General features: G+C 58.9%; 10 protein-coding genes and 2 pseudogenes. 6 read left to right on the top strand and 6 right to left on the bottom strand.

Features of this window, described 5'->3' with window-relative positions:
- Positions 1-54: 54 nt before the first annotated feature.
- Positions 55-270, top strand: coding sequence for a hypothetical protein (locus N5C28_RS05185; RefSeq protein WP_279820817.1), 216 nt, complete (start codon positions 55-57; stop codon positions 268-270).
- A gap of 4 nt (positions 271-274) precedes the next feature.
- On the opposite strand, the gene yacG is transcribed toward N5C28_RS05185, so the two are convergent.
- From yacG to pilB, 5 genes are all read right to left on the bottom strand, one after another.
- Complete coding sequence (gene yacG, locus N5C28_RS05180) at positions 275-475, bottom strand: DNA gyrase inhibitor YacG (protein WP_279820816.1); 201 nt, start codon at positions 473-475, stop codon at positions 275-277.
- On the bottom strand, positions 472-1,083 hold the full coding sequence (gene coaE, locus N5C28_RS05175) for a dephospho-CoA kinase (RefSeq protein WP_279820814.1): 612 nt from the start codon (positions 1,081-1,083) through the stop codon (positions 472-474). The genes yacG and coaE overlap by 4 nt, the downstream gene beginning before the upstream one ends.
- A gap of 222 nt (positions 1,084-1,305) precedes the next feature.
- Positions 1,306-2,178 (bottom strand): A24 family peptidase, encoded by an 873-nt coding sequence (locus N5C28_RS05170; protein ID WP_279820813.1) that lies wholly within the window; start codon positions 2,176-2,178, stop codon positions 1,306-1,308.
- Between the two features lie 3 nt (positions 2,179-2,181).
- Entirely contained in the window at positions 2,182-3,405 is a 1,224-nt protein-coding gene (locus tag N5C28_RS05165; protein ID WP_279820812.1) for a type II secretion system F family protein, read from the bottom strand.
- A 2-nt stretch (positions 3,406-3,407) separates the two neighbouring features.
- Positions 3,408-5,114 carry a type IV-A pilus assembly ATPase PilB gene (gene pilB, locus N5C28_RS05160; protein ID WP_279820810.1) on the bottom strand — a complete coding sequence of 569 codons (1,707 nt, stop codon included), beginning with the start codon at positions 5,112-5,114 and terminating at the stop codon, positions 3,408-3,410.
- A gap of 228 nt (positions 5,115-5,342) precedes the next feature.
- Between pilB and N5C28_RS05155 the strand changes: the two are divergent.
- Positions 5,343-5,444: pseudogene (locus N5C28_RS05155) on the top strand (prepilin-type N-terminal cleavage/methylation domain-containing protein); the annotation flags it as partial.
- 358 nt (positions 5,445-5,802) lie between these two features.
- Positions 5,803-5,907, top strand: a pseudogene (locus tag N5C28_RS05150) (prepilin-type N-terminal cleavage/methylation domain-containing protein); the annotation flags it as partial.
- A gap of 554 nt (positions 5,908-6,461) precedes the next feature.
- Here N5C28_RS05150 and nadC read toward each other — a convergent pair.
- Positions 6,462-7,310 (bottom strand): carboxylating nicotinate-nucleotide diphosphorylase, encoded by an 849-nt coding sequence (gene nadC, locus N5C28_RS05145; protein ID WP_279820808.1) that lies wholly within the window; start codon positions 7,308-7,310, stop codon positions 6,462-6,464.
- A 394-nt stretch (positions 7,311-7,704) separates the two neighbouring features.
- Between nadC and N5C28_RS05140 the strand changes: the two genes are divergently transcribed.
- The 3 genes from N5C28_RS05140 to ampE all read left to right on the top strand — a co-directional run bounded on the left by N5C28_RS05140 (position 7,705) and on the right by ampE (position 11,844).
- Positions 7,705-10,002 (top strand): DUF1631 domain-containing protein, encoded by a 2,298-nt coding sequence (locus tag N5C28_RS05140; RefSeq protein ID WP_279820805.1) that lies wholly within the window; start codon positions 7,705-7,707, stop codon positions 10,000-10,002.
- 445 nt (positions 10,003-10,447) lie between these two features.
- Entirely contained in the window at positions 10,448-11,011 is a 564-nt protein-coding gene (ampD, locus tag N5C28_RS05135; protein ID WP_279820803.1) for a 1,6-anhydro-N-acetylmuramyl-L-alanine amidase AmpD, read from the top strand.
- Positions 11,008-11,844: a regulatory signaling modulator protein AmpE gene (gene ampE / locus N5C28_RS05130; protein WP_279820801.1), complete on the top strand. Its 837-nt coding sequence runs from the start codon at positions 11,008-11,010 to the stop codon at positions 11,842-11,844. The genes ampD and ampE overlap by 4 nt, the downstream gene beginning before the upstream one ends.
- Positions 11,845-12,266 lie beyond the last annotated feature (422 nt).

Here is a 12,266-nt window from a genome sequence, read left to right as displayed (position 1 = left end):
CCGAGTTGATCACGTGTCGGACGACGCCTTCAGGGCAATCATGGGAGAAGCGGGATGGGCATGCATGAGTGGGCGCGTCAGGAAATACGGCAGAGCCTGGCGCAGGCGGCGGCAGAGGGGCTGGAGCAAGGGCTGGCGCTGCGGGCACTGTTGAGTGCGGTGGTCGAATGCAGTCGCGAGCGGCGAGAAGCTGCTGACCTGGCCGCCGAGCTGCAGTTTCTCGCCGATAATCTGGATGACGAGCGCGACTACAGCTTCATGCGGCCTTGAGGGATCAGTGGCGACGGGGTGGCAGGTCGTCGGAGAACAGGTCGTCTTCCAGGTCGTTGCCAGGAATGGCGTGCTCTTCCGAAGCCCAGGCACCGAGGTCGATCAGCTTGCAGCGCTCCGAGCAGAACGGGCGGCTCGGGCTTTGTGGGCCCCATTCGACAGGCGCGCCGCAGGTCGGGCAGGCGACTAGGGTGGGGGTGCTCATGGTTGGCCTCCGCGCAGGGTCAGGTAAAAGGTGTGCAGGCGCTCGACTTCGCTGCGTAGCCAGTCGAGATCACGGTCGTTGAGCAGGACATCGTCGGCATGGCGCAGGCGCTCTTCGCGAATGGCCTGGGCCTTGAGGATCGCCTGCACCTGCTCGGCTGTCGCCTGGTCACGCAGCATGGTGCGCTCTATCTGCAGATGCTCCGGGGCGTCCACTACCAGGATGCGCTGAGTCAGGGCGCGCTGGCCGGATTCGATCAGCAGCGGCGAAACCAGGATGGCGTACGGCGATTCGGCCTTAGCCAAGTACTGCATGATTTCCTGGCCGATCAGCGGGTGGAGCAAGGCCTCTAGCCAGCGACGCTCCTCGGCATCGCTGAACACCCGGGCCCGCAGCGCCGTGCGGTCCAGTTGGCCGTCGGCCTGCAGAATTTCGGACCCGAAGTGTTCGACGATCTTTTCCAGGGCCGGCCGGCCCGGTTCGACCACCCAGCGTGCCGCGTGATCGGCATCCACCAGGTGCACGCCCTGCTCGATAAACAGCTGGGCAACCGCACTCTTGCCACTACCGATACCGCCGGTAAGGCCGAGAATCCAGGGTCTAGTCATCGGGCAAAACGCTCGTCAGTGTTCAACAGGGCGACGATTGTAGTGTAGGTGCAAGCAGGCTGGCGAATCGGTGGGGCGGTCTTCTGGCTAAGGCCCTGTAGGAGCGGGCTTGCCCGCGAACTCTTCTTTCACCCTCCAGGTTGAGGGTGGACAAAAATCGCCGAGCTCGAGGCCAAGGCCTCTCCTACAGAGTGTGCAGTGCCTATGGGCGCGAGCCGCTTATCAATGAAACCCGGCAAACTGCAGGTAAGTGCTGGTGATCTGATCACCCCAGAGCAGCGCGATCCAGCCAGCGATGGCCAGGTACGGGCCGAAGGGAATTGGCGTGCTGGTTTCCGCATTGCGCAGGCGCAGCATGATCACCCCGAGCACCGCGCCCACCAGCGACGACAGCAGGATCGTCAGCGGCAGCACCTGCCAGCCGCCCCAGGCACCGAGCATGGCCAGCAGCTTGAAATCGCCATGGCCCATGCCTTCCTTGCCGGTGATCAGCTTGAACAGCCAATACACCGACCACAGACTCAGGTAGCCCGCTACGGCACCCCACAGCGCATCTTCCAGGCTGGTGTACACGCCAAAATGGTTGGCGATCAGCCCCAGCCAGAGCAGCGGCAGTACCAGCACATCCGGCAGCAACTGGTGATCGGCGTCGATCAGACTCATGGCCAACAGGCCCCAGGTCAGCACCAGCATGCCGGCGGTCTGCAAGGTAAAACCAAAATGCCAGGCCACATAGGCCGAGAGTAGGCCGCACGCCAATTCCACCAGCGGGTAGCGCGCACTGATGGGCGCCTTGCACCCGGAACATTTGCCCCGCAGCGCCAGGTAACTGATTACCGGGATGTTTTCCCAGGCCTTGATCTCATGGTTGCAACGCGGGCAACTGGAGTTCGGCAGAATCAGGTTGAAGGTTTTGCCCGCGGGCTCTTCCGGCAGCTCCAGCACTTCACGGGCCTGAATCCGCCAATCGCGCTGCATCATCTTTGGCAGGCGATACACCACGACATTGAGGAAGCTACCGATCAGCAAGCCGAGCAGCAGGGCGCACAAAACAAAGGCCGGCAAGTTGCCGGCCAGGAAGTCGATAAGGTGCATAGGTTAGCCTGCAACCACCGAACCAAGTTGGAATATAGGCAGGTACATGGCGATGATCAGACCTCCGACTAGTACGCCGAGGATTGCCATAATCATTGGCTCCATCAAGGTCGTGAGGTTGTCGATAATGTTATCGACCTCTTCTTCATAAAATGTCGCCACTTTATCCAGCATTTGGTCCAAGGCGCCCGATTCTTCGCCAATAGCCGTCATTTGAACAGCCAGTGTAGGAAAAACTGCTACGTTCTTCATCGAGAAATTAAGCTGCGTGCCGCTGGACACATCTTGCTTGATTTGCATCACGGCATTCTTGAAAACTACGTTGCCCGTCGCTCCCGCTACAGAGTCTAAGGCTTCCACCAATGGAACGCCGGCTGCGAAAGTCGTAGACAATGTACGGGCGTAACGAGCTACTGCGGATTTATAAAGAACATCGCCGAGAATTGGCAGCTTCAACAGGCTACGATCAATCATATTCCGAAATTTTTCGGAGCGATGGTGTGCTTCTTTGAAGGTGTAGGCAGAGGCAAATAACACAATTAGAATAAGGAACCACCAATCTTGGAGGCCATAGGAAAGGTTGATCACAAATTGAGTAAAGGCAGGGAGTTCGGCACCAAATCCTTTGAAAACACCTTCAAAAGTCGGTACCACCTTGACCAGCAAAATCACCGACACAATGACCGCGACTACCAAAACCGAAATCGGATAAGTCATTGCTTTTTTGACTTTGGCTTTCAGTGATTCACTTTTTTCTTTGTATGTCGCAACTCGATCTAATAAGGCTTCAAGCGAGCCGGACTGCTCGCCGGAGTCAACCAGGTTGCAGTATAGATCATCAAAGTGGCGTGGATGCTTGCGTAAGGAGGAAGCAAACGAGTTACCGGCAGCTACTTCTTGCTTTATCTCGTCTACCAGCTTTCGCATATTCGGATTGTCCGCACCTTCGCTAATAATGTCGAAGGACTGCAGGAGTGGAACGCCTGCCTTCATCATTGTGGCCATTTGCCGGGTAAACATCGCAATGTCTAGCGGCTTGATTTTTTTGCCTTGACTGAAAATAGAGACCGCTTTCTTTCGAACCTTGGTGGGGTTGATGCCTTGCTTGCGTAGTTGTGCTTTTACGAGCGCGGGGTTCTGTCCGCTGAGTTCTCCCTTGACGACGGAGCCCTTTCGGTCTTTGCCTTCCCAGGTAAATACACTGGTCTTGAGTGCTTTTGTCGCCATGGTTAATCCTTGGTCACGCGGTTGACTTCCTCGAGGCTGGTGACGCCTTGCATGGCTTTTACCAGGGCCGAGGTGCGTAGATCATTAAAGCCGTCTTTGCGCATCTGCGCAGCGATATCGATGGAGTTGCCTTCCTCCATGATAATCCGTTGCAGGTTGGGCGTGTTTTTAACCACTTCATAAATCCCGACACGACCTTTGTAGCCGCCCTTGCAATTGTCGCAGCCAACCGGGCCGTAAATCTTGAAGGTGCCGATCTTGTTTTCCGGGAATCCCTCTGCCAGTAATGTCTCGCGGGGGACATCGATTTCCTTCTTGCAGGTGCTGCACAGCTTGCGCGCGAGGCGTTGGGCGATGATCAGGTTGACCGAGGTGGCAATGTTGAAGGAGGGGACGCCCATATTGCGCATGCGGGTCAGGGTTTCCGCTGCGCTGTTGGTGTGCAGGGTCGACATCACCATATGGCCAGTTTGTGCGGCCTTGATGGCAATGGAGGCGGTGTCCAGGTCACGGATCTCGCCGACCATGATGATATCCGGGTCCTGGCGCAGAAACGCACGCAGGGCCTGGGTAAAGTCCATGCCTTGCTTGGGGTTGACGTTGACCTGGTTAATGCCTTCCAGGTTGATTTCCACCGGGTCTTCAGCAGTGGAGATGTTCACGTCCGGTGTATTGAGAATATTCAGGCCGGTATAGAGGGATACCGTCTTGCCGGAGCCCGTAGGCCCGGTGACCAGAATCATGCCTTGGGGCTGTTTGAGGGCATTCATATAGAGGGTTTTCTGATCCTCCTCATAGCCCAGTGCATCAATGCCCATTTGAGCGCTGGTGGGGTCGAGGATCCGCATCACAATTTTTTCGCCCCACAGCGTGGGCAGGGTATTCACGCGAAAATCGATGGACTTGGTCTTGGATATTTTCATCTTGATCCGACCGTCCTGCGGTTTACGGCGTTCGGAGATATCCAAGGCGGCCATGACCTTCAATCGTGCGGAAATTCGGGGGGCCAGTTGGATCGGTGGGCGGGCGACTTCATGCAGCATGCCGTCGGTACGAAAGCGCACACGGTAGGCTTTTTCATAAGGCTCGAAATGCAGATCCGAGGATCCACCTTTGATTGCGTCCAGCAGCATCTTGTTGACGAAGCGCACCACAGGAGCGTCGTCAGCATCCTGGCCGGTACCATCGCCGCCTTGCTTGTCATCATCGACCGCTTCCACATCCAGGCCGTCGAGGTCGACATCGGCCAGGTCGCCCATGCCGGTATTGGCCGACTCGAAGAACCTGTCGATGGCATCGCCGAGCTTATCGTCCTCTACCAGGATAGATTCGGTGGTCAGTCCGGTGCTGAACTGGATATCCGTGACTGCCTGGTGATTACTGGGGTCCGATACGCCAATAAAGAGCTTGTTGCCCCGACGGTACAGTGGCAGCACGCGATGCTGACGCATCAGCTTTTCGCTGATCAAATCCTTCGGCTGAACTTCTTTATCCAGTGCCTGCAGATCGACAAAGGCAACGCCGAATTGCTCGGCCGCTAGCTCGGCAAGGTCTCGGCTCTTTACCAGTTTGTTCTGCACCATATAGGTCACCAGCGACAACTGGTTCCGTTTGGCTTGAACCTGGGCATTCAGGGCGGATTTTTCGTCGAGGAGTTGTGCGTTGACGATCTGTTTGGCCAGGCCGGAGAGCGATGGGGCGTCATTCATAACGATAAGGAGCCAGTAGGTGCAGTACCGTGCCTTATAGCGCAGAAGGACGCGCCTGCCAAACGTGATGTCTTGAGGTGACGAAAAATGTCAGAAGGTGCACTTAAGTGATCAAGGTTGTTGCATCAGGATAGGGCGCAGGCCTGGAAATGGCTGGAGCGAAAAGTTGGCACGCATTCTGCTCGGTTTCTGGCAGGCCCAAGCCTAACCTCAACAGGAGAATTTGAAATGAAAGCACAAAAAGGTTTTACCCTGATCGAACTGATGATCGTCGTTGCGATCATCGGTATTCTGGCTGCCATTGCTCTGCCGGCTTATCAGAACTACACCAAAACCGCCGCCGAAAACGCGTGCCTGGCTGAAGCCAAGGCTCAGGCCAGTGCGGTGCTGGTGTGGACCTCCAATGGTAGCGTTGCTGCGGATATTCCGAACCCTAAAAACGTTGCATGTACTGGTTTGACAACCACGCTTCCGATGACCGGTACTCCGCGTAGCCCTGGTACTGCCACTACCACCTGCGATGAAAGTGCATCCTGCACTAACTAAGCATGATGGTGCCGCGCTAGGCATCATAACGTAATGTTTACGAACACCCCACATCTAGTGGGGTGTTCGGTTTTTGAGTTGAAGAAATCGAATTTTAATGCTTGTCTAGTGAATCAAGTGAAAGTTTTGGCTAGGGACTGGTATGAAGCGTTATCTCAGTAACGGGTTTACGATGATTGAATTGATGATTGTTGTGGCAATCATCGGTATTTTGGCTGCCGTTGCTTTTCCTTTGTACCAGAATTACACAGTTACATCGGCGAACCGCGCCTGTTTGCTTGAAGCGAAGGCCTATGCGAATGATGCGCTTGTGCGTTTAAATAATTCGCAATCGCCAAGTGTCGCCTCTAGTACTGGTGCATGCTCTGCATACAATGGTGCTGGGCCAAGCTTGACCATGGCTGGATCTTTTACCGCTACTCCGCGTACGCCCGGAACAGCGGTTGTCACTTGCAGCCTTGTCGACGGTGGGGTGTGTAGCAATTAAATAGCAATGTTCTGTTTTTTGATGGCTGAAAGTAATTTTTTTGGCTTACTATGCCCTTGCCTTAAGATCACTACATCGATTTTGAGGTAGGGTTGTAATCATGGGCTCATGATCATGTTGCTTGGCTGCCCAGCTTGGCGCAATTTTTGGTGTGCATGCATCTCTTGTGTGTTGCTGGCTGCTTTATATATTGCGCTCGTATCCAAACTCCTTTGAGATTCTACTTCAGCCCTATGCGCCTGCGTTTAGCTGCCGAATGAAAATCACATAGGTATTAAGGTTATATCGATAACTTTTGGATTGCTTTGGCGCTTTCAAAGCCCCAACCTCATCGACAAATCCACCGCCTTCACATCCTTGGTCAACGTCCCGATCGAGATGTAGTCCACTCCCGTCTCCGCAATCCCTCGCAACGTCGTTTCATTCACCCCGCCTGACGCTTCCAGCTTGGCGTGGCCTTGGGTGAGGGCGACGGCTTGGCGCATGTCGTCCAGTGACAGTTCATCGAGCATGATGATGTCGGCGCCGGCGTCCAAGGCTTGTTGCAGTTCTTCCAGGCTTTCCACTTCCACTTCCACCGGCTTGCCCGGGGCAATTTGATGGGCGGCGGCGACGGCCTGGGCGATGCCGCCGCAGGCGGCGATGTGGTTTTCCTTAATAAGGAAGGCATCGTACAGGCCGATGCGGTGGTTGTGGCAGCCGCCCTGGGTCACGGCGTACTTCTGGGCCAGGCGCAGGCCGGGCAGGGTCTTGCGGGTGTCGAGCAGTTTCACCGACGTACCTTGCACCAAGTCGGCGTAATGCTGACAGCGGGTGGCGACGGCGGACAGGGTCTGCAGGAAGTTCAAGGCGCTGCGTTCGCCGGTGAGCAGGGCGCGGGCCGGGCCTTCGAGGTGGAACAGGGCCTGGTTGGGTTTTACCCGATCGCCATCACCGACCTGCCAGTGCACGGCGACCCGTGGATCGAGCTGACGAAAAACGGCATCTACCCAGGCCACGCCACAGACCACCGCTTCGTCGCGGGTGATGATGGTGGCGTGGGCCAGGCGCTCGGCGGGGATCAACTGGGCGGTGATGTCGCCACTGCCGATGTCTTCGGCCAGGGCCCGGCGCACGTTGGCATCGATTTCGGCGGTCAGGTCGGCGAGGGTCAGGTTCGGCATGCGCGGGCTCCAGGTTCAGGTTTGGCGATTATAAGGACAGCGGCGCGATGCTGCAGCGCGAATACGAGCCGCGCGGCACAGGGCTGAGCCGGTCGAGCGGGCGAAAATGCGGATAAAGGCAACTTTTGTCGCCGTACGTGTTCCGTATTGGGGACTTTTGACGCGATTCCGTCGCGTTTGTCGCGTGCCAGTAGCCGGTGAGCGGGTAGTGCGCTACATCTGTGATCTGGATCATGTCTGAAGTAAAAGCCGACTTGGTATGTGCGCCCACATCCCTATAATGCCTTTACTTTTTACGAAATTGACGCCAGGCCTTTGACGTTAAGGATGACGCTCGGTTGATCGCTATGCAGGCCGTATTCGCCCAAGAGGGGCCGCCTGCAGGAGACTCGCAATGAAGACTGATGCGAATGTGGTGCATCTGAACAAGATCGCCCCTGAGCAATCGCCCACTTCGTCGGTAGGAAGACTGCCCGTGGCGCTCATTCAAGTGCGGGACAAAGCTGCCCAGCAGCTCAAGCAGGCGCTACAGGCGCTGTTCGACAATGCCGACGACACGCTGTTCGAGATGGCGGATCGGGCGACCAGCAACGCCGAACAGAACGCGTTCTTCGAAGCCATGCGTGACTTGCGCCTGAAGCGCAAGAACATCGAACGCGGCTTCCTGCAGAAAGTGTTCGAAACCTTCGCCACCCTCAATCAATACGAAATCGGCAAGCCGGCTCCGCTGGACGCCGTTTCGTACGACAACCTGTCGCTGGTGCAGAACGACGAGCTGGAAGAGTCGGTCGCCCTGGACGCCATGGTTGCCAAGGTCATGAGTCGCGACAGCCTGGCCCTCGGCCACCTGACCACGCGCCTGAATGCCATGGTCAGCAAGAAGCTGGACGACAAGAGCAACCCGCTGGGCCCGACCGCGCTGTGCGAAGCGTTCCTCGACGCCTGTGGCAGCCTCGGGGTCGAGATCAAGGTCAAGCTGATCATCTTCAAGCTGTTCGAGAAGTATGTGCTGGGCGATCTGGATCAGCTCTACGCCGAAGCGAACCAGGCGCTGGTCGTCGCGGGCGTGCTGCCTGAGCTGAAAACCGCTCCGCCGCGCCGCAATCCTGGCCGTTCTTCGAGCGTGTCCCGTGGTGCTGGCGATGCCTCGCAGCCGATGGCCCAGGGCGAGTTCGCCGACGAAGGCGTGCAGGAAGTGTTCAGTGCCCTGCAGGAACTGCTGTCCCAGGCACGTGGTAGCGTCATTCCGCGCCGCGAGGCCCCGGCTGGCGCCCTGCCGATTTCCAGCAATGACCTGATGCGCCTGCTGTCGCATATGCAGCAGCGTGCGCCGGCCCAGGTCAGCGATGATTTCGACCTGCGCGAGCAGCTCGAGAGCCTGCTGGTTCGTGCCAGTGCCAAGAGCGGCAAGGCGCGCATGGTGGGTGAGGTCGATGAAGACGTCATCAACCTGGTGTCGATGCTCTTCGAATTCATTCTCGACGACCGCACCCTGCCGGATTCGCTGAAGGCTCTGATCGGCCGTTTGCAGATCCCGATGCTTAAGGTCGCGGTACTCGATAAGACCTTCTTCAGCCGCGGCAGCCACCCGGCCCGTCGTCTGCTCAACGAAATCGCCTCGGCCGCCCTCGGCTGGGGCGAGCAGGATGACGCCCAACGCGACAGCCTGTACCAGAAGATCGAACAGGTGGTGATGCGCCTGCTCAACGACTTCGCCGACGATCCGGTGATCTTCTCCGAGCTGTTGGCTGATTTTCTGGCGTTCACCGGCGATGAGCGTCGCCGCAGCGAACTGCTGGAGCAGCGTACCCGCGATGCCGAAGAGGGCAGCGCCAAGGCCGAACTGGCCCGCCGCGAGGTGGAGCATGCGCTGAACGAGCGCCTGCTGGGCAAGACCCTGCCGGAAGTCGTCGTGCGCCTGCTGCAGGAAGCCTGGAGCAAGGTGCTGATGCTGATCTGCCTCAAGCACGGCGTGGAATCCGCCGAGTGGCAGGCTGCGCTGGATACCATGGACGACCTGGTCTGGAGCGTCGAGCCCCACGAGGATCCGGAAGCGCGTCTGCGCCTGCTGGAGCTGGTGCCCGGGCTGCTCAAGGCCCTGCGTGAAGGCATGGCCAGCGCCGCGTTCGACCCGTTCTCCACCAGCGAATTCTTCAGCCAGCTGGAGGCCCTGCATGTGCAGGCGTTCCAGCGCTTCAAGCGCAGCATTGCGGAAGCTGAACAGCCTCAGGAAGTGACCAGCGAGCAGCAGGAAGCCCTGGCCGAGATGGGCCTCGAGCTGCCGCTGTTGGAGCTGCCGCCCGCCGAGGAAGAAGACGCTCCGGCGATGGTGGAGGTGGTTGAGGAAATCGTCCTGCTCGCGCCGGGTGAAACCCGCGTCAGCGAGCCGGAAGTCAGCCTGCCGGACGATGACGAAAGCCTGATCCAGGTTGATAGCCTGCGGGTTGGCAGCTGGGTCGAGTTCCAGGAAGACGAAGAGCACAAGGTGCGTTGCAAGCTGGCGGCGATCATCAAGCCCACGGGCAAGTACGTGTTCGTCAACCGCACCGGCATGAAGGTGCTGGAAAAGACCCGTATGGGCCTGGCCGTCGAGTTCCGTCGTCAGGCGATTCGCCTGCTGGACGATGCGCTGCTGTTCGACCGTGCCCTGGAGTCGGTGATCGGCAACCTGCGCAAGCTCAAGGGCGCCTGATCGTCATCGCTCGAGCGCTTCCGAAAACGCCGCCCCCAAGGGCGGCGTTTTTATTGGGTGGCACATTGCGTGAGCCTTCGCCCGGTAGGAGAGGTCTTGACCTCGAGCTTGGCGGCCGATCGTGCGCCTCTATCTCGGCGGAAATGAAGTGCTCGCGGACAAGTCCGCTCCTACAAAAAGCCTCTTTTCTGCACAACTCCCGCGTCGAATGTAGGGTGGATGACGCTTTTTTCATCCACCATGGAATCGCAGGTTATGGATGGGTGAAGCGTCATCCACCCTACGTTGGGTTCAGCGCAGGTGCGCGACTTGAGGTGAGGCTTTGGCCTCGCGCTCGGCAATCTGATGTCACACCTGGGCACCGTTCCGCTTCCCAGCAAGCCGGCTTCACCCTTGGCCTGAGCGAGGCGCTGCTCTAGAGTGGGGGCTCGTTCAAGGAGCCCCTATGCAGTTGGACCGTTCCAGTGGCTGGTGCGATGTGGCACGCCACTGTCCCTCGCCGAATTTCAACGCACGTCCGGCGGGCGAGATTTCCCTGCTGGTGATTCACAACATCAGCCTGCCGCCTGGGCAGTTCGGCACGGGCAAGGTGCAGACTTTCTTCCAGAACCAGTTGGACCCCAACGAGCATCCTTACTTCGCCAGCATCGTCAGCCTGCAGGTGTCGGCGCATTTCCTCATCGAACGTGATGGTGCGGTGACCCAGTTCGTCTCCTGTAACGAACGGGCCTGGCATGCGGGTGTGTCGAGCTTCGAAGGGCGCGAGAACTGCAATGATTTTTCCGTGGGAATCGAGCTCGAAGGCACCGATGAATTGCCATTTACCGATGCGCAATATGACGCGCTGGTAGCGTTGACGCGGGCGCTGCAGGCGGCCTATCCGGCCATCACCCCGGCGCGGATCTGCGGGCACAGCGACATTGCCCCGACGCGCAAGACCGACCCCGGTCCCGCGTTCGACTGGAAGCGCTTGCGCAGCGCATTGATGGATACGAAGGAGGCGTCATGAGTTTTCTGGTGTTGCTGCTGGTGCTCTGGGTGGAGAAGTTTTCCGCCTGGCGTCATGCCATTCAGCAGGATGGGCCCTGGTTGCGCGCGCTGGCCAAGGTCGAGCGGCAAAAGGACCTGATGGCCAACCCCTGGCTGGCGATCGCCGCCCTGGTGGTTCTGCCGCTGTTGGCCCTGGCGCTCGTGCTGACGCTCCTGGAGCCCATCGCCTATGGCTGGCTGGCGCTGCCGGTGCACCTGTTGGTGGTGATCTATAGCCTGGGCCGTGGCGATCTGCAGGCCGCGCTGGGGCCGTTCCGTGACAGCTGGCGCCGTGCCGACACCGAAGCCGCCTATTTGGTGGCTCGCCGTGACCTGGGGGTGGAGGAGGCCGAAGAGGGCGCGCTGCTGCAGAGCGTGCAGCGCCATCTGGTGTGGCACGCCTACCAGAGCTTTTTCGCGGTGATCTTCTGGTACGCATTGCTGGGGCCGCTGGCGGCCCTGGCCTATCGATTGCTCGCATTGCTGGCCGAGCATGCCGAGCAGGAAGCCCTGCGTGAGCGGGCCGTGCAACTGCGCCATGCCTTCGACTGGCTGCCGGTGCGGGTGCTGGCGGCGAGTTTCGCCCTGGTGGGCAACTTCGTCGCGGTCAGCCGCGCGCTGCTGCACGAGTTGCTGAGTTGGGATATTTCGGCGGCGCAACTGGTGATCAGCGTCGGGCGTGCCGCCAGCGAAACGCCCGAGCCTGTGGTGGGCGAGGAGGGGGTCAGCACCCTGGATGGGCTCTGGCAACTGCTGGTCCGGGCGGCCGTGCTCTGGTACGCCGGCTTCGCCCTGTGGACGCTGTTTCTCTGACGGGCTGCCAGACCGCGGCCTGGCAAGAGATCTGACCGTGGTCGAGCACCTGATGAAGGAGGGCGCCATCCCCGGGTATCGCTTCGCTCCACCCAGGCTACGGCCAACTTCCCCTCACGCGCTCCACCCAGGAGCGCGTTGCACCTGATCTTCCGCGCGGCGGATTGCCGCGCCAGGGCCTCGCGCCCACCGCCAACCAGGCCTCGCAAGCACGCTGTAGCGCGATATACCGGCTTGCTTGCCTCCCTGCCAGGCGCCAGATCGACGGCGTCAATGTGCATGCGCTTAACCTTAAGTTACAAAGAAACGCGTCGATAAGAGGTATATAAGACGCCGGACTCGCCTGGGGTTTTTGTGACATCAGTCACGTTAATCGGCTGGCATCCAGCTTGTTGATCAGAGCGCTGCGGGTCGAGGGGCAA

Origin of the sequence: Pseudomonas sp. GD03944 (assembly GCF_029839275.1) — a bacterium.
Lineage (GTDB): Bacteria > Pseudomonadota > Gammaproteobacteria > Pseudomonadales > Pseudomonadaceae > Aquipseudomonas.
This window is presented reverse-complemented; position numbering and strand designations above follow the sequence as displayed.

What these genes read in the sequence shown, in the direction of transcription:
- N5C28_RS05185 (WP_279820817.1), top strand. Translation starts at nt 55, where the DNA reads ATGGGCATGCATGAGTGGGCGCGTCAGGAAATACGGCAGAGCCTGGCG.
- yacG (WP_279820816.1), bottom strand. Translation starts at nt 475, where the DNA reads ATGAGCACCCCCACCCTAGTCGCCTGCCCGACCTGCGGCGCGCCTGTC.
- coaE (WP_279820814.1), bottom strand. Translation starts at nt 1,083, where the DNA reads ATGACTAGACCCTGGATTCTCGGCCTTACCGGCGGTATCGGTAGTGGC.
- N5C28_RS05170 (WP_279820813.1), bottom strand. Translation starts at nt 2,178, where the DNA reads ATGCACCTTATCGACTTCCTGGCCGGCAACTTGCCGGCCTTTGTTTTG.
- N5C28_RS05165 (WP_279820812.1), bottom strand. Translation starts at nt 3,405, where the DNA reads ATGGCGACAAAAGCACTCAAGACCAGTGTATTTACCTGGGAAGGCAAA.
- pilB (WP_279820810.1), bottom strand. Translation starts at nt 5,114, where the DNA reads ATGAATGACGCCCCATCGCTCTCCGGCCTGGCCAAACAGATCGTCAAC.
- nadC (WP_279820808.1), bottom strand. Translation starts at nt 7,310, where the DNA reads ATGCCGAACCTGACCCTCGCCGACCTGACCGCCGAAATCGATGCCAAC.
- N5C28_RS05140 (WP_279820805.1), top strand. Translation starts at nt 7,705, where the DNA reads ATGAAGACTGATGCGAATGTGGTGCATCTGAACAAGATCGCCCCTGAG.
- ampD (WP_279820803.1), top strand. Translation starts at nt 10,448, where the DNA reads ATGCAGTTGGACCGTTCCAGTGGCTGGTGCGATGTGGCACGCCACTGT.
- ampE (WP_279820801.1), top strand. Translation starts at nt 11,008, where the DNA reads ATGAGTTTTCTGGTGTTGCTGCTGGTGCTCTGGGTGGAGAAGTTTTCC.